This is a genomic window from Actinomadura scrupuli, from assembly GCF_050971785.1.
Taxonomy (GTDB): domain Bacteria; phylum Actinomycetota; class Actinomycetes; order Streptosporangiales; family Streptosporangiaceae; genus Actinomadura_E; species Actinomadura_E scrupuli.
The window spans coordinates 294047-315176 of record NZ_JBPCCU010000009.1 but is presented as its reverse complement, the minus strand read 5'-3'; the positions used below and the strand labels follow the sequence as shown (position 1 = coordinate 315176).

Genomic DNA, 21130 nt, shown 5'->3' with positions numbered 1-21130 from the left:
CCTGGGCGAGGATTTCGTGGGTACACGGCGCCGGAGCGTGGTTGAATCATGGCGGGGTTCCGTTGCCCCCCGGACTACTCGCGGCACGGCGCAGGAGGATATGTGGACCTGAAGGTGAACGACTACACCACCGAAGATGGCCTGACCGTCATCAACGTGGAAGGAGAGATCGACGTCTATACGGCGCCGAAGCTCCGTGAGAAGCTCATCGACCTGGTCAACAAGGGCAAGTTCCACCTCCTCGTTGACATGGAGAAGGTCGAGTTCCTTGATTCCACGGGTCTCGGCGTTCTGGTGGGCGGGCTCAAGCGGGTCCGCGCGCACGACGGGTCACTCGAGCTCGTCTGCACGCAGGAGCGTATTCTGAAGATCTTCCGGATCACCGGGCTGACCAAGGTCTTCGGTATCCACGACTCGATCGAGGAAGCGCGGGAGAAGCGCAAGAACCAGAAGTGAGGAACGGCGGGGGCGAGCCCCTCTGTTTCAGGGGCCGGAGACGGCCTCCAGCCAACCTCCGGAAGGAAACGGCGTTCTCCCCGAGATGACTCATCACATGGCGACTGTCGAGCTCTCTTTCAGTGCACTTCCGGTGCACGTCCGTACGGCCCGTCTGATCGTGACGGCCGTGGCTCGTCGCAGCGGTGTCCCCGAGGCGCTGCTCGACGAAGTGCGGCTGGCGGTCGGCGAGGCGTGTTCCCGTGCCGTCGAGGCACACCTGGAGCACTGTCCGGACGAGCCCGTACGGCTGGAAATGATCGATGGCAAGAGCCGGTTCGAAGTCATCGTGAGCGACTCCGTACTGGGTGACGACGCGGCCGGCATGCTGTCGGCCGAGTCGTCACCCGGCCAGGACCTGCCCGGCGCGGTCCGCCCCGGGGAGGACGACTGGCAGGAGCTGAGCCTGGCCGCACTGGGTGACGGTGCCGGGGACCTGGGGCTCGCCGTCATCGCGGGCCTCGCCGACGACGTGGTCGTCTCCTCGACTCCCAAGGGCGTTCAGATCAGGATGAGCTGGCCGAAGTAGGACTTCGACCGCCTCGGGCCCCGCCTCGTGCGGGGCTTTTTTCGTGCCCTCGGCAGGGCGACCGTATGGCGCGGGGGGCGAAGGGGCGGCCGGGCGAAGATCGATTTTCGGTCGGCCCTTGATCGTCGATTGGGTCGCTGATTACTCCCCGATTACCGGCCGATCACTCGGTGATCCTGAGCGTGCGCACAAAGCTCGCATCGTTCCATGCGGGGTTCGATTCCTGGTCGGCGCGATCTCGTCCCCCGGGCCATCGGCCTGACCTGCGACGATGCCTGTTCTTGGTACTTATCTGGCATATCCTGGCGAAGCGCCCGTCGGCCTCGTACGCCGTTCGCACGAGCGCGCCGGAAGGCTTCTCATTGAGACGTGGCCTGCGTAGACTCCCGGCACTGCAGTGCCCTGACCGAATAGGCCATGCCGTCGGTCCTGAAGGCCACTTGACAGCACGTATCGAGGAGGACGGATGTCTGGGCTTTCCCTCTCCGGCCCGGTAAGCACGGAAGTAGGTCTCGCCGGTAACGACCTCACCTTGGTCGTCATCGTCGGCGTGATCGCGCTTCTGGCGCTGGCCGTCGCCGGAGGACTTGTACGAGAGGTGCTGGCCGCGGGCCAAGGCACCGAGAAGATGCAGGATATCGCCCGAGCCGTACAGGAGGGCGCCAGCGCGTACCTCAAACGGCAGTTCCGTACGGTCGGCATCTTCGTGCTGCTGATCCCGTTCCTGCTCCTGCTCTTGCCGGCGGACAGCACGGGTGTACGGATCGGACGCTCGGTGTTCTTCGTCGTGGGGGCGCTGTTCTCCGCGATCACTGGTTTCACCGGCATGTGGCTCGCCGTGCGAGGCAATGTCAGGGTGGCGGCGGCCGCCCGGGACGCCGAGACCGGCGGTGAGAAGCGGGCCATGCGGCTTGCCTTCCGCACCGGCGGCGTGGCGGGCATGTTCACCGTGGGCCTCGGCCTGTTCGGTGCCGCGGTCGTCGTTATCGCGTACAAGGGTGATGCGCCCGGGGTGCTGGAGGGCTTCGGTTTCGGCGCGGCGCTCCTGGCCATGTTCATGCGAGTCGGCGGCGGTATCTTCACTAAGGCCGCCGACGTCGGTGCCGACCTGGTCGGCAAGGTTGAGCAGGGGATCCCGGAGGACGACCCGCGCAACGCGGCGACCATCGCCGACAACGTGGGCGACAACGTCGGCGACTGCGCCGGCATGGCCGCCGACCTCTTCGAGTCCTACGCGGTGATGCTGGTCGCCGCGCTGATCCTGGGCAAGGCGGCGTTCGGTACCGAGGGCCTGGTCTTCCCGTTGATCGTGCCGATGATCGGCGTCATCACCGCTGTGATCGGCATCTTCGCCGTGGCGCCCCGGGACCGTGACCGTTCCGGCATGACGGCGATCAACCGGGGGTTCTTCCTCTCCGCGATCATTTCGGCCGTGCTGGTCGCGGTGGCGGCCTTCCTCTACCTTCCGTCGAAGTTCGCGGACCTGCACGGCGTCAACAGCACGATCAAGGGCGACATGGCCGACGTCGACCCGCGGCTGGTCGCGATCGGCGCCGTCATCATCGGCATCGTGCTGGCCAGCGCCATCCAGTTGCTCACCGGGTACTTCACCGAGACCAACCGCAAACCGGTCAAGGAGGTCACCGAGAGCGCCAGAACCGGTGCGGCGACCGTCATCCTGTCCGGTATCGCACTCGGCCTCGAATCCGCCGTGTACTCGGCGCTGCTGATCTGCGGTGCCATCTACGGCGCGTTCCTGCTGGGCTTCGGCAACGCCACGGTGGCGCTGTTCGCGGTCGCCATGGCCGGCACCGGCCTGCTCACCACGGTCGGCGTCATCGTGTCGATGGACACCTTCGGCCCGGTCTCCGACAACGCCCAGGGCATCGCGGAGATGTCCGGTGACGTCACCGGTGAGGGCGCCAAGGTGCTCGAGCGCCTCGACGCGGTCGGCAACACCACCAAGGCGATCACCAAGGGCATCGCGATCGCCACGGCCGTGCTCGCGGCGACCGCGCTGTTCGGCTCGTTCCGCACCACGGTCGAGGGCGAGCTGGCGGGCGCGTCCGACGCCGTCAAGAAGGCGCTGGGCGACTTCAGCAGCTTCAGCCTGTCGATCGACTCGCCCAACGTGCTCATCGGATTGATCATCGGTGCCTCGGTGGTCTTCCTGTTCTCCGGGCTGGCCATCATGGCGGTGGGCCGGGCGGCCGGCCGGGTCGTCGTGGAGGTACGGAACCAGTTCCGCGACCACCCGGGGATCATGGACTACAGCGAGAAGCCCGACTACCAGGCCGTGGTCGACATCTGCACCCGGGACGCGCAGCGCGAGCTGGCCACCCCGGGTCTGCTGGCGATCATGACCCCGATCGCGGTCGGCTTCGCCCTCGGCTACGCACCCCTGGGTGCGTACCTGGCCGGGGCCATCGCGGCGGGCACGCTGATGGCGGTGTTCCTGTCCAACTCCGGTGGGGCCTGGGACAACGCCAAGAAGCTCGTGGAGGAGGGCTACCTCGGCGGCAAGGGCTCCGAGGCGCATGCCGCCACGGTGATCGGCGACACGGTCGGCGACCCCTTCAAGGACACCGCCGGCCCGGCCATCAACCCGTTGATCAAGGTGATGAACCTCGTCGCCCTGCTCATCGCCCAGGCCGTGGTCACCTACGCCGACAACGTGGCACTGCGCGTCGGCGTGACCGTGGTGGCCGTCGGTGTGGTGGTCGGCTCGATCATCATCTCCAAGCGCCGGGCCGGCTCGCTCGGGTCGGACGCCGGGGAGTCCTCGGCCGCCGCGCCGCAGCACCCGGACGGCGCGACCAAGGAGGTCCCGGCGGCCGACGAGTCGCCCGCCGCGACCGCGGCCGCGAACGGCGCCGAGGGCGGCGAGTCCGGTCAGGAGGCGAAGTCCGTCAGCAAGACCTGAGCGTCTGTTCGGCGGGCAGGATCCGATGCCCGGAACCCGACGCGGGAGGACCTGATCCGGGAGACCTGATCGGGTTGACCTGACGCAGGGGAACGCGATGGACGGAAGGAGCCGGTGGCCGGTTGCCACCGGCTCCTTCTCGTCGGGTACGGTCGGACGACAGCAGACAGCCGAGGGGGACATGGCGGATGAGCGGCCAGAAGAAGCCGATGTCGGGAGCCAAGGGCTTCACCATCATCGTCGGCGCGATGTTCGCCGTGATCATCGCTCTGTGGATCATCGGGTACCTGCTCTCGCCGCACGGCCTCACCCCGCAGCGCTGACCGCATGCCGACCCTGATCGTGCTGCGCCATGCCAAGGCCGAGCACACCCTGGGCAAGGCCGACCACGACCGTGTCCTGACCGGTCGCGGGCGGCGTGACGCCGGCGCCGCCGGCGACTGGCTGCGGGCCGAGGGACTGCTGCCCGACCAGGTGCTCTGCTCGACCGCGCAGCGCACCCGGGAGACCCTCGACCGCCTGGACCTCGAAACCCGGGTGTCCTACGAGCCCGCGATCTACGACAACGACGTCGACACCCTGCTGGACCTGGTCCGCCAGACCGGTGACGAGGTCGGGACGCTGCTGCTCGTCGGGCACAACCCCTCGTTCCACCAGCTCGTGTTCGATCTGAGCGGAGCCGCCCCCGAGGCCTTTCCGACCTGCGCGCTCGCCGTGATCGAGTGGGACGGCGGCTGGTCCGGGGCCTGGCCGGGCGCCGGGCGCACCACGGCGCTCTGGACGCCCGCGCACGCCCAGCACTGAAAAGGCCCGCCGGCCCAGCGCACTATCCTGGGCGGATGCGCGGCTGACCGGGGGGTGACCGCCGGAATGAAGGAGTGGGGCTGGTCGCGGCTGCGGCGGATGCTGACCGCGGTCGAGGGGCGGGCCGCCCCCGTGTACGGCCTCTGCGCGGCCGTCGCCGTCGCCTTGCCCCTGCTGATCGGCGCCCAGCTGGGACGGTCCCAACCCGGCCTGGTCGCCGCGCTGGGAGCCTACCTGGTCGCGGTCCGTTCTCCGCAGGGGACGTACGGGCAGAAGGCCCGGCAACTGGCCGTCATCGTGACGGTCATCCTGGTCGGCACGCTGATCGGCGGCCTGCTCAGCGGTCATCGCTGGATCGTCGTGGCGGTCCTGCCGCTGGTCGTGATCTACCAGTCGGTCGTGTCCGGTGTCGGGCCGACCCTGGGCCTTGCCACGATGACGGCCGCGATCAGGCCGGCCGGCGACGACGTCCTGCTCGACTGCGCGTACGAGCTGGCCGGAGCCCTGTTCATGTGCGCGCTGGTGCTGGCACCGTGGCCGCGGCGTCGGCTGCGCCCGCTGCTGGAGGCGCTGTCGGAGGCCGCGGCGTCCGTCGCCGGGACCCTCGAGGTGGTGACGGTGCCCGCCGGGGACCCCGAGTGGGAGCGCCGCCGCGCTGCCGCCGCCGCCGCGCTGGGCCGGGCCCGCACGACGTACGGCCTCTACAGCGCCACCAGCGACGACGAACGGCCGGCCCGCCTCATCAAGACCCTGGTCAAGATCATGCACGAGATCGTCGCGCTGCGTGCCCTGATCGAGGCGGAAGCCCTCCGCCCGCTGCGCGAGAGCGCCGACGCGGAGACCACGGCGGCGATCGACGAACTCGGTGCCCGGCTGCGGCTGCTCGCCGCGGCGATCGGCGACCCGGCCGGCGCCACCTGGCACGAGACCGACCCGGACGGCGCCCGCCGGCTGGGCGACCGGGTCGAGGAGATCCGCCGGACCGCCTTCGAGGGCGGTGCGGACCTGGTCGCCACGGCGCTCGCCGCCCAGGTCTGGCGCACCGTACGCCGTATCGCGGCCACCATCGACTCGGCCGGCCGGATCGTGGCGGCCGGGATCACCGTCGGCGTCTCGACGCCCAGGCTGCCGGGGGCACCGCGGCCCGCCTCGCTGTGGAGCAGGTCCGTCGACGCCCTGTCCAGCAGGTCCACTGCCGTCCGCAACGCGCTCCGGGCGGGGGTCGCGGTGCTGGTCGCGACGGTGATCTGGGCGGCGTTCGACATTCCACGCGGGCACTGGCTGGTGATCTCGGTGTTCCTGTCCCTGCGCGCCACCTACGGCCAGACCGTCGACCGGGTCTTCCAGCGGATCGGCGGGACCGCGCTGGGCGGGGTCATCGCCGCCGTCCTGCTGGCGGTGGTACGGGGCGAGACCGAACTGGCCCTGGTCATCTTCTGCTGCGCCTTCATCGGCTTCATGCTCAGCCCGGTGAGCTACTTCTTCTGGCTGTGCTTCTGCACACCGCTGATCATGATGCTCGTCGACTTCGGTACCCCGGTGTCGTGGGACCAGACCCTGGTGCGGATCGGGCTCAACGTCGCGGGCGGCCTGATCGCCCTGGGGGCGGCCCGGCTGCTGTGGCCGTCCACCGGCTCCTTCCAGCTCTCGGGCGTGCTGGCGGACCTCGGCTCCCGCCTGGCCGCGCTCGTCCGGCAGACGGCGGCCTCCCGGGAGCCGCTCACCGGACAGCTGATCCGCGTACGGGAGGCGGCGGACGCCGTCGCCGACCTGACCGACCGGATGGCCCAGGAGCCGTCCCCGGACGTCGGGCTGGTCGGCTGCCTGCGGGACGCGGTCGCGGCGGCCCGCCGGATCCAGGATCGCGTGATCACGGTCGCCGGCACGTCGCGGGCGGAGGAGGGCGACATCGGGCCGGTCAGCTCCATCCTCCTACGGATCGCCGACCACCTCGAGGAGGTCGCGGATGCGCTGAGGGCGGGGGACACCCCCGTGCCCACGCTGAACATCGACGATCTGCTGACCGATCTGGACCACTACCTGTCGTCGCTGGCCGAGCGGCGCCGGGCCGAGATCGCCGCCGGGGCGACCCTGGACGAGTCCACCCCGCTGCGCCGGGACCTGCTGAGCGTGGCGGTCGTCCAGCACACCCTGCGGAGCCTGTACGACGACGTACGGGCGCTGGACGCGGCGCTGTGCCGCTGACCCGGCCGGCCGGCCCCTCCTACGGGGCCACGGTGCGGGCGAGGACCTCGAGCGGGCTGGTGAGGACCTCGGAGAAGGCCAGTTCGGCGGCGCCGACGAGGGTGGCGTCATCACCGAGGGCGGGCGTGCGCAGCCGTACCTTCTCGCGGGAGACGGCGAGCACGTTGGTCGTCATGCGGCTGCGCACCTGGGCGGCGGAGCCGAGATAGATCTCCCGCAGCATCCCACCGAAGATCACCAGGCCGGGATTGAAGACGTTGACCAGGTTGGCGACGCCGATGCCGAGCCAGTCGCCGACGCGGTGCAGGGCGTCGCGTGCGATGAAGTCGCCCCGGTCCGCCGCGTCCACGACGGCGCGTACCGCGTCCCGGCCGATGAGCCCCGGCGTCTCGTCGCGGCCGGCGGCGGTGAGCAGGGCCCGTTCGCCGACCTCGGCCTCCAGGCAGCCCCGGGATCCGCAGCCGCACATGAGCCCGTCGGGGTTGACCACCATGTGGCCGACCTCGCCGCCGTAGCCGCCCTCGCCGCCGAGCAGCTTGCCGCCGACGATGATCCCGCCGCCGATGCCCACGTCACCGTGGAGGTAGATCAGGTTCTGGAAACCGATGCCGGCTCCGCGCTCGTGCTCGGCCAGCGCCCCGAGATTGCCGTCGTTGCCGACGGACACGGGCAGCCCCATGCCGAGCGCGTTGCCGAGCACCTCTCCGAACGCCTGGTTCACCCAGCCGATGTTCGGCCCGAAGCGGATCATGCCGTCCGCCCGGCGGACCATGCCGCAGACGGCCGCACCCACGCCCACGCACACGGTGTCGGCGGCCGCCTTGCGGACCATCTGCCGGGCGAAGCCGGCGAGCACCTTCACCACGTCGTCGAGCTCGAAGCCGTCGCGGGCCCGGACCGTCTCGCGGCGGTCCAGGATCACTCCGCCGAGCCCGATCCGGGCCGCGACCAGGCGGTCCACCCCGAGATCGAAGGCCAGGACGTACACCCTGGTCGACTCGGGCCGGACGACCAGCGACGGTCGCCCGGCCTTGCCGGTCTCCTTGGGCAGCTCCTCGCGGACCAGGCCCGCCGCGGTCAGCTCCGCCGTCAGCGCCATGATGGTGCTGCGGTTGAGCCCCATCCGGTCGGCGAGCACGGCCCGCGAGGCGGGGCCGCCCAGGTGGACGTGGCGCAACAAGGTGCCGAGATTGTGCCGGCGGATTTCCTCCTGGGAGGGACCGGCTCTCATCATTCGGGAGACCCTGCTCTTGTCTCTGTTGTGAGTGGAAAGGTCGTGACTGGACAGGTCGTGCCGGCTGGACAGGTCATCGAAGTCCTGTGGCCGCGGCACGCCTCCGGGACAGGGCGTCGACACCGGCCGCCAGCAGCAGCACAGATCCTGTCACGACGTACTTGACGCCCGCGCTGTATCCCATCAGACCCATGCCGTTGTCGATGACGGCGACCACGGCGCCGCCCAGGACGGCGTCGAGCACCCGGCCCTTGCCGCCGAAGAGGCTGGTACCGCCGATGACCGCGGCTCCGACCGCGTAGAGCAGGACGTTGCTGCCGCCGGTGTTCGGGTCGACCGAGTTGGCGCGCGAGGCGGCGATGAGCCCGCCCACGGACGCCATCGCCGAGCAGATGACGAACGCCGAGATCCGGATGGCGTCGACGTTGATGCCGGCCCGCCGGGCGGCCTCCTTGTTGCCGCCGACCGCGTAGAGATGCCGTCCGTAGGCCGTGCGGTGCAGCACGAAGGTCCACAGGATGAGCAGTACGCCGATGATCGGGACCACGATCGGCACGCCCTTGAGCGAGACCACGATGGCGTTGCGGCTGCGCTCCAGGTTGAGCACGTAGACGGCGATCCCGCCGGCCACGGCCAGGGTGGCCACCCGCATCGCGATGAGCGCCAGCGGGTCGGTGGTGAGCCCCCGGCCGGCCCGGCGCCGGGCCCGCACCAGCAGGATCGCCGCGTACGCCGCGACGCCCACCAGGAGCATGACCCAGCCGAGGAGGGGCGTGACGTTCTTGTTGGCGATCGCCAGGACCGTCTTGTTCTCGATGGAGATGTTGGAGCCGTTGTTCATCAGCATCAGCACGACGCCCTGGAAGGCCAGGAACGCCGCCAGGGTGACCACGAACGACGGGATGCCGATCTTCGCCACCAGCACGCCGAGCACCAGCCCGATGAGCACGCCGGTGAGCAGCGAGACGCTGACCGCCGCATACCAGGGCCAGCCGTGTTTCGTCAGCAGCACCGCGAGCACGGCGGCGCACACGCCGCTGGCGTAGCCGGCGGACAGGTCGATCTCGCCGAGCAGCAGGACGAAGACCAGTCCCATGGCGATGACCGTGACGGCGGCGCCCTGCGTGAGCAGGTTGGCGAAGTTGCCGGCCGACAGGAAGACCGGCCGCAGGATCGAGAAGGTGGTGCAGAGCACGATCAGGCCGAGGATGGCGGGCAGCGCGCCGATGTCGCCGCCGCGGACCCGCTCGAGATAACCACGCGCGTGGGAGGTCAGAGGCGGAGAGGCCACTCCGGCCGAGCTCTTCGAGGTGGCGACGCTCATTGCTTGGCTCCGTTGCTGTTCTGGAGGCCCAGGTCCCCGCTGCGCCCAGCGGTGATCAGCTCCACGATCTGGGCATGGGTGACGTCCGAGGTCTTGACCTGAGCGGCCATGCGGCCGAGGTAGAGAGCGGCGATGCGGTCGGACACCGCGAACACGTCGTTGAGGTTGTGCGAGATGAGGATCACGGACAGGCCGTTGTCGGCCAGCCGCCGGACCAGCTCCAGCACCTGCGCGGTCTGGGCGACCCCGAGTGCGGCGGTCGGCTCGTCCAGGACCACCACCTTGCTGTTCCACAGCACGGCCTTGGCGATCGCGACGGTCTGCCGCTGCCCGCCGGACAGGCTGGACACCTGCTGGCGGATGGAGTTGACCGTGCGCACCGACAGCCCGTCGAGGGTCTTGGCCGCCATCTCCTCCATCGACGCCTCGTCGAGGACGAGGCCGCTCTTACGTTCCCGGCCGAGGAACATGTTCTGCACGATGTCGAGGTTGTCGCAGAGCGCGAGGTCCTGGTAGACGATCTCGACGCCCAGCGCGGCGGCTTCACGGGGGCTGTGCACGTGGACGGGAGCACCGTTGAAGTAGTACTCACCGTTGTCGATCGGGTAGATCCCGCCGATGCACTTGACCAGCGTGGACTTGCCGGCGCCGTTGTCGCCGACCAGAGCGGTCACCTCCCCCGGATAGGCCGAGAGGGCGACGTCGTGCAGGACCTGCACCGGACCGAAGCTCTTGTCGATCCCGCGTAGTTCCAGGACGGGGGTCGCGGACAGGTCGGGCGGCTCCTCTGTTGGGGGCCGTGGGGCCCGGCGGCGCGGGGAGCGCGCCGCCGGGCCCCTACGGTCGTGCTACTGGATCCCTGCCGCCGTGCACTTGGCGGCGTAGGCGCCGGTGCAGAGCTCGGCCTTGGTCACGAAGCCGTCGGTGACGACGTCCTTGACGTTGTCCTTGTAGATGGCCTTCGGCTGCAGCAGCACCGACGGCACGTCACGCTTGCCCTCGGGGTCGTTGGTGGTGCCGTTGGTCTCGCCCTTCTGGCCGTTGGCCAGCGAGATGGCCAGCTTGGAGGCCGCGTCGGCCTCCTGCTTGATCGCCTTGTAGACGGTCATGCACTGGTCGCCGTTGAGGATGTTCTGCAGACCCTGCACGGTGGCGTCCTGGCCGGTGACCGGGACCTTGCCGTTGAGCTTCTGCTTCTTGAGCACGGAGATCGCGGCGTTGCCGAGGCCGTCGTTGGCCGCCAGCACTCCGGCGATCTTCGGGTCCTTGGTCAGCATCTGCTCGAAGATCGTGCCGGCCTGGACGTTGTCCCAGTCGGGCACCGACTGGTCCGGGCCCTTGACGAAGTCGCCGGAATCGTACTTCGGCTTCAGGATGCTGTCGTAGCCGTTCTTGAACAGCGTGGCGTTGTTGTCGGTCGGCGAGCCGTTGAGCTCAGCGATGACCGGCTTGGTGGCCTTGTTCTCGGTCAGGCACTTGACCAGACCCTCGCCCTGGAGCTTGCCGACCGCGGTGTTGTCGAAGCTCACGTAGTACTGGGCGCTGCCGCCCAGGGTGAGCCGGTCGTAGTCGATCGTCGCGACGCCCTGCGCCTTGGCCTTGTCCAGCACCGCCTTGCCGGAGCCGCTGTCCAGGTTCACGGTCAGCAGCACGGTCGCGCCGTTGGTGATCATCTGGTCGGCGATCGTCTGGAAGGCGGTCTTGTCGCCCTGGGCGTTCTGGATGTCATACGGGATGCCGGCGGCCTTGAAAGCCTCGCCGAGGTACTTGCGGTCCGCGGTCTCCCAGCGGGCGGAGGACTTGCTGTCCGGCAGGATCACGCCGATCTTGCCCTTTTTGGCCGCGGTGCTGCCACCGGACGTCTTGTCCTTGTCACCGTCGGAGCTCCCGCAGGCGGTGAGGCCGACGAGCAGCGCCGCCGAGGCTGCGGTCAAGCTGAGGATCCCCTTGCGCATGTGCAGGGTCCTTTCTGGGGTACGTACCGCGTACGCCGCGGTCGAGGGGCTGGGGTGTTATGTGGCTCTCTGTGGCGTTTTGCCGGTTCTCGGCCGATCCGCCCGTTTGAATGTTGTGTCAGGGAACATATGACGAGGATCACCCACGGCGCTAGGTCCTACAGCCGGGTATTTGTTGGATGAGATAACAATCAGACAACGTACCGGCAATACGGACGAAACAATCGAAGTGATCCGGACACGTAAGATACCCGCAGGTCAAGGGCTTGACGAACGCCGCATTGCTGGTGGAGGGCTCGTGCCGTGATGGGTTTCGTCCCAGGACGGGCATGCAACGGCCGGTCCGGTAACGGCAATTCGGTCATGACGCTGAGTGTGCGTCACGCCGGTCGGACGACCCCGCGGTCGCCGTGGTTCAGGCCTGGTTCACGCCTGGTTCACGCTTGGGGGAGATCCTCCGCGTCGGCGGCCTCGATCTCGTCGCGGGAGATCCCCAGCATGAACAGGATCGTGTCGAGGTACGGCACGTTGACGGCGGTGTCAGCCGCCTGGCGGACGACCGGTTTGGCGTTGTAGGCGATGCCGAGACCGGCCGCCTGGAGCATGTCGAGATCGTTGGCGCCGTCGCCGACGGCGACCGTCTGGCTGATCGGGATGCCGGCCTCGTCGGCGAACCTCGCCAGCGCCGCCGCCTTGCCAGCCCGGTCGATGATCGGGCCGGTGACCCGCCCGGTCAGCTTGCCGTCGACGATCTCCAGGGTGTTGGCCGCCGAGTAGTCGATCCCCAGGTCCTCCACCAGGGCATCGGTGACCTGGGTGAATCCGCCGCTCACGATCGCGAACTTGTAGTCCAGCCGCTTCAGCGTCCGTACCAGCGTGCGGGCCCCCGAGGACAGCACCAGCTTGCGCCGTACGTCGTCGATGGCCGAGGCCTCCACGCCCGCCAGCAGCGCCACCCGGTCGCGCAGCGACGCCTCGAAGTCGAGCTCGCCGCGCATGGCGGCCTCGGTGATCTCCGCGACCTTGTCCAGCTGCCCCGCGTGCTCGGCGAGCAGTTCGATGACCTCGCCCTGAATGAGCGTCGAGTCGACGTCCATGACGATGAGCCGCTTGGCCCGGCGGTGCAGCCCGGCCCGCTCGACGGCCACGTCGACCTGCTGCTCGGCGGCCTCGATGGCCAGCGCGGCGCGCAGGGTGGCGGGGTCGGCGCCGGAGACGTCCAGCTCGATGCTCGTGACCGGATAGTGCGAGAGGCGTTCGATCCGGTCGATGTTGGCCCCGTTGGCGGCGATCCGCCCGGCGATCCCGGCGATGGCCGCGGGCTTCAGCGGGGCGCCCAGCACGGTCACGTGCAGCCCGCCGCGGCGTTTGGGCGCCACCTTCTTGGCGCTGCCCGTCGCCATCTCGATCTCCAGGTCGAGGTCGGACGCCACCTTCTCGGCGGCGGACCACACCTGGCCGATGTCCACGGCCGTGCCGTACCACATCAGCACACCCAGGATCAGGCGCCCGCGGATCACGACTTGCTCCACGTCGGCCACCGTCAGCGGGAAACCCGCCAGGGTGCTGAACAGACGAGAGGTCACCCCGGGGCGATCACGGCCAGTGAGTGTGATGAGCAACGTGCGCTGTGTGCCGTTCATACTGCGCTCCACGCTACCCGTCACCGCCGAGCCGCCGGCGACGCGTCCACCATGTGGAAGCATGCGTCACTGGATGTATATCCGCGCGTCACTCTGCGTTAACCTGCGGCCTCCGGACACCGCCCGGACCTGCCATAAAGTACGCGATCCGGGTCCTCGGGAGAAAGGGCTCAGGGCAGGAGAAGGTTGAGATCGCCGAACTCGTGCCAGAGGTATCCCTTGGCGAGGGCCTCGGCGTAGGTGCGCTCCAGCAGCTCCGCGCCGGCGATCGCGGTCAGCATCTGCAGATGCGATGAGCGGGGCTCGTGCAGCCCGGTGAGCAGGCCGTCAACGACGCGCACACCGCTCGCGGGCGTGACCAGATGCTCGGTCCAGCCGTCGGCGGCCCGGACCCGGCCGGCCGGGTCCACCGCGGTCTCCAGGGCTCGCACCACGGTCGTGCCGACGGCGACCACCCGGCCGCCACGGGCGCGCACGTGGTTCACCAGCGACGCGGTCGTCTCCGGGACGGTGAACCGTTCGGCATAGGGCGGCTCGTGCGCCTCGGGCGAGGCCACCCCGGTGTGCAGGCTGAGCGGGGTGAGCACCACTCCGTGCGAGACCAGCCGGGTCACCAGTTCGTCGGTGAAGGGACGGCCGGCGCTCGGCATCTCGGCGCTGCCCCTGGCGGATTCCGCCGCGGCGACGGACCCGCCCGGGAGGGCCGGGACCCCGGCCATAACCTGCTTGCCGGCCTCCCCGTCCCCGGCCGTCACCTCCCTGACCTTCCCCTCGGCTGCGCTGTCCCGGGCGAAGACGGTCTGGTAGGCCGAGGCGGGCCAGTCCCGGCGTACGTAGCCGTACCGGATCGGCCTGCCGTGCCGGCGCAGGTACGGGACGACCTCGGTGCTCAGCCGGGCCCGCCAGAGCCGGTCGGTCTGCCGGTCGATCAGGGTGAGGGTCGCCCCGCCGGGCAGCGGGAACCACTCGCCGCGCGTCCCGCCCGCGTACGGCGCGGACGCCTTGCCGGTACGGCGGCGCAGCTCGACCAGCCAGACCTCCTGGCCGGCCTGCCGGTCTGAGACCTGGTCTGAGACCTGGTCCGAGACCTGGTCCGAGACCTGGTCCGAGATCTGGTCCGAGATCTGGTCCGAGAGAGGGTCCGAGACGGGAGTGGAGAAATGGATCGCCAGCCGGTCGAGCAGCACCGCCGAGGGCAGGGTCGCCGAGGTGTTGACCACCAGCAGGTCTCCCGGCGCGAGCAGGGCCGGAAGCTCCCGGAACTCGTGGTGGGTGACCCCGGAGGAGCGGCTGACCAGCAGTCGTACGCCGTCTCGGGTCCGCCCGCGGGCCTCGGGGGGTTCGTGGGCCTCCAGGGCCGGGGGTAGCGCGAACTCAATCATGGGGTGCCTCCACCCGGAAAGCGGCGATGACGGCGGCGACGGCGATGAGGGCGGTGAGGATCCCGGCGGTGCGGATGCCGTCCGCCAGACCCCCTCCCGAAAGCCATGCGTGATGAGCCGAGCCGGTCACCAGGGCGCCCGCGACGCCCACCGCGAGCGAGGCGCCGACGGTGTCGCTGATCTGCATGGCGGCGGAGTTGGTGCCCTGCTCGGCGGGGGCGGACCGATTCATGATGAGAACGCTGAGGGCGGCCGTCCCGAAGCCCATCCCGGCACCGGCGACGACCCAGGCGGGGGCGGCGAGCCAGCCGTGGACGGGGGTGGCCAGGACGATCGCCGTGACGCCGATGGCCAGCAGGAAGGCGCCCAGGACGACGAAGAACGGGCGCGAGCGGGTCGACCGGCCCTGCACCCAGGAGGCCGCCGACCAGCCGAGCGCGCCGACGGTGAGCACGATGCCCGCCTGGGTCGGGGTGAAGCCGTGCAGTGCGGTCAGCCCGAGCGGGATGAACGCCTCGGTGCCGAAGAACCCGATGGCGAAGAGCCCGCGCATGGCCACGGCCGCCGGCAGGCCCCGGCGCAGCCGCAACGTTCCGGAGGGGAGCAGCCGCGGCAGCCCCGCCACCAGCCCGAGGAGGCCGAGGACCGTCAGGACGATCACCGCGTGGTCGAGCCCGTACAGCAGCAGCGCGGCACCCGCCGCCACGGCGGCCGCGGCCAGCGACCGTGCCCCGGAGAACGCGCCGGAGCCGCCGCCGGTCCGCCGGAGCACGGGCAGGAGCATGGCGGCGGCCGGCACGACGAGCGGGATCAGCCCGAGGAACACCCACCGCCAGTGCAGATGCTCGGCCACCAGCCCGGCGACCGTGGGGCCGACCAGCGAGGGCACCACCCAGGCGGCGGCCAGCCCGGCGAACACCCGGGGCCGCAGCTCCTCCGGATAGACCCGGGCCACCACGACGTACATCGCGACGATGGCGGCTCCCGCCCCCAGGCCCTGGATCGCCCGGCCCGCGACGAACCACCCCATCCCCGGCGCCAGCCCGGCCAGCACGAGGCCGGCCACGAAACAGGCCAGCCCGGCCAGCAGCGGCCGGGCGGGCCCGGAGACGTCGGCCCAGCCGCCGGCGACCACGTTGGCGAGCAGGCTGGCGATCAGCGTCGCGGAGAACGCCCAGGCGTACAGCGGCAGCCCGCCCAGCTCGCGGGCCGTGACCGGCAGCGCCGTGCCGACCGCCATCTCGTCGAACGCCAGCAGCGTGACCAGCAGCACGATGCCGAGCGTGGGCGCGCGGTACCGCCCGGACAGCAGCCCGCCCGGTGGCGTCTTCGCGGGGACCTCCAGTGCCACGGCCGTCACAGCTCCGCCGCCCGGTAGCGGCCGCTCGGTGCCCGGCGCTCCAGCAGGCGCAGCAGCGCGGCGGCGGCCTCCTCGGGCGGGGGTGTCCGCGACAGGTCCTCGCCCGGCATCGCCTCGGCCAGCATGCGCGTCCGCATCTCCCCGGGATCCACCCACCACACCGACACCCCGGGCTCCTCGGCGGCGAGCACGTGCGAGAGCTGGTCGAGCGCCGCCTTGCTCGCCCCGTAGCCGCCCCAGGTCTCGTAGGCCTCCACGGCCGCGTCCGAGCTGAGGTTGAGGATCGCCCCGCCGCGCTCCCGCAGCGGCGGCAGCAGGCCCTGGATCAGCGCCAGCGGTGCCAGGGTGTTGACCCGGAAGGCGTGCTCCAGCCGGTCGAGCGGGTAGGCGTGCAACGGCTGGAGGGGTACGGCTCCGAGCACGCTGGCGTTGTTGACCAGCAGATCGAGCCCCCCGGCCTCCTCGACCGCGTTGATCAGTGCGCCCCGGTGCCAGGAGTCGGTGACGTCACCCGCCAGCCCGGTCGCGCCCAGGTCCCGCGCGGCCGTGGACAGGTCCGCCGCGCCCCGCGCGCTGATGATCAGACGCCAGCCGTCCTTGGCGAGGGCGGTGGCCAGTGCCAGGCCCAGCCCCCGGGAGGCGCCGGTGATGAGAGCCGTCTTCGTCGTCATGTCCCCGACGTTAGGGCCCGGGCACCTGGTGCGAAATCGCCCATCAGTCCCGGACCGCTCATGACAACGTCCTAGGCCGTGCGGCAGATGTCCTAGGTCGCGCGGCGGATCCGGGCCGGCCGGGGGCCGGGTACCGTCGGGACCGTGGGCAGCGACGGGTGTGCAGGGCAGGACCGCGATGCGGCTCTGCAGGCCGTCAGCGCGGCGGTGCTCGCCGTCACCCGGCACCTGTCCGTGCACGAGGTCTTCCAGGTGATCGTGCGGGCCGCCGCGCAGCTGCTCGACGCGCGCTATGCCGCCCTGGGGATTCCCGATGACCAGGGGTCGTTCGCGGAGTTCGTCGTGGAGGGCATCTCGGACGAGCAGTGGGCCGCGATCGGGCCGCTGCCGCGCCAGCACGGCATGCTCGCGGTGATGCTCCGGGACGGCGCCACGCACCGGCACGCCGACATCCGCCGGGAGCCGGGCTTCGAGGGCTGGCCGGCCGCCCACCCCGTGCTCACGGACTTCCTCGGCGTGCCCATCCGCAGCGGCGCGGACGTCCTGGGCATCATCTTCCTGGCCAACAAGCGGGCGCCGGGCGGCTTCACCCCGGCGGACCAGGAGCTGCTCACGCTGTTCGCCGCGCACGCCGCGATCGCCCTCACCAACGCGCGGCTCTACGAGCGCAACCGCGAGCTCACCGTGGTGGAGGAACGCAACCGGCTGGCCCGCGAGCTCCACGACGCCGTCGCCCAGAAGCTGTTCTCGCTGCGGCTCACCGCGCACGCCGCCGCCGCGCTCGCGGCCACCGACCCGGACCGTACGGTGGCAGAGCTGGCCCAGGTCGAGCGGCTGGCCGCGGAGGCGCTGGCCGAGCTCCGGGCCGTCATCTTCGAGCTGCGCCCGGCCGACCTGGCCGGGGACGGCCTGGTGGCCTCGCTGCGCAAGCACGTGGAGGTGCTGGACCGGGTGTACGACGCGGAGCTGAGCTTCTCCGTCAAAGGTTTTCCGGCCCTGCCGGGGGACCGCGAGACGGCGCTGTTCCGGATCGCCCAGGAGGGGCTCTACAACGCGCTGCGACACGCCCGCGCCGGTTCCATCGAGGTACGGCTGCGCACCGAGGGACCGTGCGTGGTCCTGGAGATCGCCGATGACGGGGCCGGCTTCGAGGCCCCACTGCCCGGGTACGGTGACGCCCCGGCGGCCCGGCACGGCTCGGTGACGATCAAGGACGGCCTGGGCCTGACCTCGATGCGGGATCGCGCGATTTCGGCCGGTGGCTCGCTGACCATTGATTCGAGCCCGGGTAGCGGTACGGTCGTGCGCGTGGAGGTTCCCCGTGCCTGACGACGCCGAGCGACCCGGGCGCGCCCCGATCCGGGTGCTGATCGTTGATGATCACCCGGTCGTACGGCAGGGACTGCGCACGTTCCTCGGCGTGCAGCCGGACATCGACGTGGTGGGCGAGGCGTCGGACGGCGCCTCGGCGGTCTCGGCGGCCGAGTCGCTGGAGCCGGACGTGATCCTGCTGGACCTCAAGATGCCCGGCGTCGACGGGCAGGCCGCGCTGACCGAGCTCCGGACCCGCGGGCTGGCCGCCCGGGTGCTGGTGCTGACCAGCATGACCGAACGTGCGCATGTGCTTCCTGCGGTACGGGCCGGTGCGGCAGGCTATCTGTACAAGGATGTCGATCCCCAGGCACTCGTGCAGGCGATCCGGGCGGTGCACGATGGGCATGTGCTCCTCGCACCGGACGCGGCCGACGCGATGGCGCATGGGGAGCGGAGTTCAGGGGATGAGCGAGGGATCCAGACCCTCACCGAACGAGAGCGGGAGGTGCTCGTGCAGATCGCGCATGGACGTTCCAACCGTGAGATCGCCCGCGTACTCATCGTCTCGGAGAAGACGGTCAAGACGCATGTGTCTAATCTGTTCATCAAGCTCGGCGTGCAGGACCGCACTCAAGCGGCTCTGTTCGCCGTACGTCATGGCCTCGCCGAAGGCTGAACTCCTCATACCGGGACCTCATCGAAATCAGTATGAACGTGACAATTGCCTACGCCGCGGGTTCTGACATCGGATGCAACCGCGAGAACAACGAAGACTCGGGCTACGCCGGGCCCTGGCTGATCGCGGTCGCCGACGGCATGGGCGGTTACGCCGGGGGTGAGGTCGCCAGTTCCACCGTCATCGGCGCGCTTCGGTCGTTCGACGCGGAGGTGCCCGCCGACCAGCTGGTGGAGACCCTCGGCCGTGCGGTCACCCAGGCCCACGAGACGCTGCGCGGGGTGATCGGGGAGCATCCGGAGCTGGACCGGATGGGGACGACCCTCACCGCGATGCTCTGGTCGGGCGACCAGGTCGCGTTGGCGCACATCGGTGACTCGCGCGGCTACCTGCTGCGCGACGGCGAGCTCTTCCAGATGACCCAGGACCACACCCTCGACAAGCTGCTGGGCGAGGGCGGCGCCGGCTCCCCGAGGCTGTCCCACATGCTGTTCCGGGTGCTGGACGGCAGCGCCGACCGGGAGCCCGACCTCTCGCCCCGGACGGCCCGGCTGGGCGACCGGTACCTCCTGTGCTCGGACGGCCTGACCGGCCCGGTGGGACCCGAGGCGCTGTACGACGTGCTGACCGGGGAGGCCGACCGGCAGACCGTGGTCAAACGCCTGATCGAGCTGGCCAAGGACGGCGGCGGGCCGGACAACATCACCTGTGTCGTGGCCGACGTCGTCGAGGTGCCCGACGGTGTCGCCCCCGTGGTGGTCGGCGCCGCCGCCGAACGGGACCGCTGAGGGGGACCGGCTTGGCCGCCCGCCGCCGAACACGGCTGCCGGACGCCGCTGCCGGACGCGGCTGCCCGGGAAGGCTAGGGGACGGGGTCGAAGGCGCTGTTGTGGGCGGCGACCCGGGCGCGGCGTACCGCCCGGTCGAGGGTGTTCAGCGCCTCGGCCCGGCGCCGCATCTGCTCGGCGTCGAGATTGTGGCCGTCGAGGGTCCGGGCCAGCTCGACCACCACGGCCAGCCGGCCCGCCAGCGCCGCCACCCGATGGGCGCGCGGCGGGTAACCGGGGGCCAGGCCGGTGGTCGGCTCGTTGTGGTGGGACTTGCGCAGCGCGGCCAGCGCGTCGAGGATCTCCGGCCGGACCGCCGGCGGGCGGCCGGACACGTCGTCCACGCTGAGCAGCGCGTTGGTCGCCTCGCGCAGCGCGAGCGACAGCTGGTGATCGGCCTCCGGCAGCGACGGCACGTCGGGCTGGCCCGGCAGCGCCTGGAACAGGGTCCACCGCACGCCGACGTAGGACGAGCCGCGCCGGTCCTCGGCCGGCACCAGCGCGGCCGGACTGCCGGCCAGATCGATGAGAGCGGCTCCTCCGGCCTCGATCGCGGCCACGTTGAGCTCGGGCGGACCGGGCAGCCCGAGGGGATCCCCGGGCACCGGCAGGGCCAGTCTCAGCTCCGTCAGTCCCGCCATCCGCAGATCACCGAGGCCGCGCCGGAGCGGAACCTCCTCGGGGACGTCGGGTATGCCGTTGATGACGCCGGGCCCGGATGCCCGCTCCATCGCGTCGACCGCCTCGTCCAGGCCCACATGGCCGGTCAGCCAGGCGTTGCCCCAGGCGACCAGGGCGCCAGAGGCATGTAGCGGAGGTTGCGCAACATGCATGCCGACCACAATAAGTGCTCCGGATGGCATAGGTTCATCCTCGGAGGATGGGATCATCCGGGACCCTTGTGATTGGGGAAAATACGCACGATGGCCGGAGAGGTACTACGCCTGGACGGTGTCGGGGTCCGGCGTGACGGGGCGACCCTGCTGAAGAACGTCGATTGGACAGTCAACGAGGACGAACGCTGGGTCATCATGGGCCCGAACGGAGCCGGTAAGACCACGTTGCTGCAGGTGGCGGCGACCACCCTGCATCCGAGTGGGGGGACCGTCGAGGTTCTCGGCGAGCGGCTGGGCAAGACCGACGTGTTCGACCTGCGTCCCCGCATCGGATTCACCAGCGCCGCGGTGGCGGAGAAGGTCCCCGCCGGGGAGAAGGTCATCGATCTGGTGCTGACCGGGTCGTACGCCATCCTCGGCCGCTGGAAGGAGGAGTACGACTCCACCGACGTCACCCGGGCCGTCGAGCTGCTCGACGCGCTCGGCTGTGCTCCGCTGATCCGGCGCCGGTTCTCCACCCTGTCGGAGGGGGAGCGCAAGCGGGTTCAGATCGCCCGTGCGCTGATGCCGGACCCCGAGTTGCTGCTGCTGGACGAGCCGGCCGCCGGACTGGATCTCGGGGGACGTGAGGACCTCGTGGACCGGCTGGGCAGGCTGGCCGAGGACCGCACCGCGCCGACGATGGTGCTGGTCACCCACCATCCGGAAGAGGTCCCCGAGGGTTTCACCCACGCGATGCTGCTGCGCCGCGGCTCGGTGGTGGCCACCGGCAAGGTCGACGAGGTGTTCACCGCGGAGCACCTCTCCAAGTGCTTCGGCGTGCCGCTGACCGTCGACCGGCAGGAAGGCCGCTGGTACGCGCGGGCCGCTCGCTAGGGCGCCGGCCGTACGGATTAGGTGCCGTACCCGACCGGGGTTTCGGTCGGAAACGATGAGCAATGCGTGACGCGGC

At 70.6% G+C, this 21130-nt stretch carries 19 protein-coding genes; 10 read left to right on the top strand and 9 right to left on the bottom strand.

Annotated elements, in window-relative coordinates; translation table 11 throughout:
• Positions 1 to 102: 102 nt before the first annotated feature.
• The 6 genes from ACRYCC_RS33930 to ACRYCC_RS33905 all read left to right on the top strand — a co-directional run bounded on the left by ACRYCC_RS33930 (position 103) and on the right by ACRYCC_RS33905 (position 6956).
• Positions 103 to 456: an STAS domain-containing protein gene (locus ACRYCC_RS33930; RefSeq protein WP_433817911.1), complete on the top strand. Its 354-nt coding sequence runs from the start codon at positions 103 to 105 to the stop codon at positions 454 to 456.
• Between the two features lie 97 nt (positions 457 to 553).
• Entirely contained in the window at positions 554 to 1024 is a 471-nt protein-coding gene (locus tag ACRYCC_RS33925) for an ATP-binding protein (protein WP_433817910.1), read from the top strand.
• Between the two features lie 466 nt (positions 1025 to 1490).
• On the top strand, positions 1491 to 3947 hold the full coding sequence (locus tag ACRYCC_RS33920; RefSeq protein ID WP_433817909.1) for a sodium-translocating pyrophosphatase: 2457 nt from the start codon (positions 1491 to 1493) through the stop codon (positions 3945 to 3947).
• A 188-nt stretch (positions 3948 to 4135) separates the two neighbouring features.
• Positions 4136 to 4270: a hypothetical protein gene (locus tag ACRYCC_RS33915; RefSeq protein ID WP_433817907.1), complete on the top strand. Its 135-nt coding sequence runs from the start codon at positions 4136 to 4138 to the stop codon at positions 4268 to 4270.
• A gap of 4 nt (positions 4271 to 4274) precedes the next feature.
• Positions 4275 to 4751 (top strand): SixA phosphatase family protein, encoded by a 477-nt coding sequence (locus ACRYCC_RS33910; RefSeq protein WP_433817906.1) that lies wholly within the window; start codon positions 4275 to 4277, stop codon positions 4749 to 4751.
• A gap of 54 nt (positions 4752 to 4805) precedes the next feature.
• The gene (locus tag ACRYCC_RS33905) at positions 4806 to 6956 is read left to right on the top strand and encodes an FUSC family protein (protein WP_433817905.1); all 2151 of its coding nucleotides are present in this window, start codon (positions 4806 to 4808) and stop codon (positions 6954 to 6956) included.
• Positions 6957 to 6975: 19 nt separating this feature from the next.
• Here ACRYCC_RS33905 and ACRYCC_RS33900 read toward each other — a convergent pair whose 3' ends face one another.
• From ACRYCC_RS33900 to ACRYCC_RS33865, 8 genes are all read right to left on the bottom strand, one after another.
• Positions 6976 to 8187 (bottom strand): ROK family protein, encoded by a 1212-nt coding sequence (locus ACRYCC_RS33900; protein WP_433818006.1) that lies wholly within the window; start codon positions 8185 to 8187, stop codon positions 6976 to 6978.
• Positions 8188 to 8263: 76 nt separating this feature from the next.
• Positions 8264 to 9514 (bottom strand): sugar ABC transporter permease, encoded by a 1251-nt coding sequence (locus tag ACRYCC_RS33895; protein ID WP_433817903.1) that lies wholly within the window; start codon positions 9512 to 9514, stop codon positions 8264 to 8266.
• Positions 9511 to 10287: an ATP-binding cassette domain-containing protein gene (locus ACRYCC_RS33890; RefSeq protein ID WP_433818005.1), complete on the bottom strand. Its 777-nt coding sequence runs from the start codon at positions 10285 to 10287 to the stop codon at positions 9511 to 9513. The genes ACRYCC_RS33895 and ACRYCC_RS33890 overlap by 4 nt, the downstream gene beginning before the upstream one ends.
• A 75-nt stretch (positions 10288 to 10362) precedes the next feature.
• Complete coding sequence (locus tag ACRYCC_RS33885) at positions 10363 to 11469, bottom strand: sugar ABC transporter substrate-binding protein (RefSeq protein WP_433817901.1); 1107 nt, start codon at positions 11467 to 11469, stop codon at positions 10363 to 10365.
• Positions 11470 to 11906: 437 nt separating this feature from the next.
• Entirely contained in the window at positions 11907 to 13112 is a 1206-nt protein-coding gene (gene serB / locus ACRYCC_RS33880) for a phosphoserine phosphatase SerB (RefSeq protein ID WP_433817900.1), read from the bottom strand.
• Between the two features lie 170 nt (positions 13113 to 13282).
• A complete protein-coding gene (locus tag ACRYCC_RS33875; RefSeq protein ID WP_433817899.1) occupies positions 13283 to 14494 on the bottom strand; it encodes an S-adenosylmethionine:tRNA ribosyltransferase-isomerase in 1212 nt (403 codons plus the stop codon).
• On the bottom strand, positions 14487 to 15845 hold the full coding sequence (locus ACRYCC_RS33870) for an MFS transporter (protein WP_433817897.1): 1359 nt from the start codon (positions 15843 to 15845) through the stop codon (positions 14487 to 14489). The genes ACRYCC_RS33875 and ACRYCC_RS33870 overlap by 8 nt, the downstream gene beginning before the upstream one ends.
• Before the next feature lie 5 nt (positions 15846 to 15850).
• Positions 15851 to 16525: an SDR family NAD(P)-dependent oxidoreductase gene (locus ACRYCC_RS33865; protein WP_433817896.1), complete on the bottom strand. Its 675-nt coding sequence runs from the start codon at positions 16523 to 16525 to the stop codon at positions 15851 to 15853.
• Positions 16526 to 16669: 144 nt separating this feature from the next.
• Between ACRYCC_RS33865 and ACRYCC_RS33860 the strand changes: the two genes are divergently transcribed.
• Genes ACRYCC_RS33860 through ACRYCC_RS33850 form a run of 3 tightly spaced genes read left to right on the top strand, consistent with a single transcriptional unit; the run spans position 16670 to position 19303 of the window.
• Positions 16670 to 17854, top strand: a complete 1185-nt coding sequence (locus ACRYCC_RS33860) for a GAF domain-containing sensor histidine kinase (protein ID WP_433817895.1) — start codon at positions 16670 to 16672, stop codon at positions 17852 to 17854.
• On the top strand, positions 17847 to 18515 hold the full coding sequence (locus ACRYCC_RS33855; RefSeq protein WP_433817894.1) for a response regulator: 669 nt from the start codon (positions 17847 to 17849) through the stop codon (positions 18513 to 18515). The genes ACRYCC_RS33860 and ACRYCC_RS33855 overlap by 8 nt, the downstream gene beginning before the upstream one ends.
• Before the next feature lie 32 nt (positions 18516 to 18547).
• On the top strand, positions 18548 to 19303 hold the full coding sequence (locus tag ACRYCC_RS33850; protein WP_433817892.1) for a PP2C family protein-serine/threonine phosphatase: 756 nt from the start codon (positions 18548 to 18550) through the stop codon (positions 19301 to 19303).
• Between the two features lie 74 nt (positions 19304 to 19377).
• Here the strand turns inward: ACRYCC_RS33850 and ACRYCC_RS33845 are convergent, their stop codons facing one another.
• Positions 19378 to 20175, bottom strand: coding sequence for an Rv1486c family protein (locus ACRYCC_RS33845; protein ID WP_433817891.1), 798 nt, complete (start codon positions 20173 to 20175; stop codon positions 19378 to 19380).
• Positions 20176 to 20265: 90 nt separating this feature from the next.
• Between ACRYCC_RS33845 and ACRYCC_RS33840 the strand changes: the two genes are divergently transcribed.
• Positions 20266 to 21054: an ABC transporter ATP-binding protein gene (locus tag ACRYCC_RS33840; RefSeq protein ID WP_433817889.1), complete on the top strand. Its 789-nt coding sequence runs from the start codon at positions 20266 to 20268 to the stop codon at positions 21052 to 21054.
• Positions 21055 to 21130: the final 76 nt, after the last annotated feature.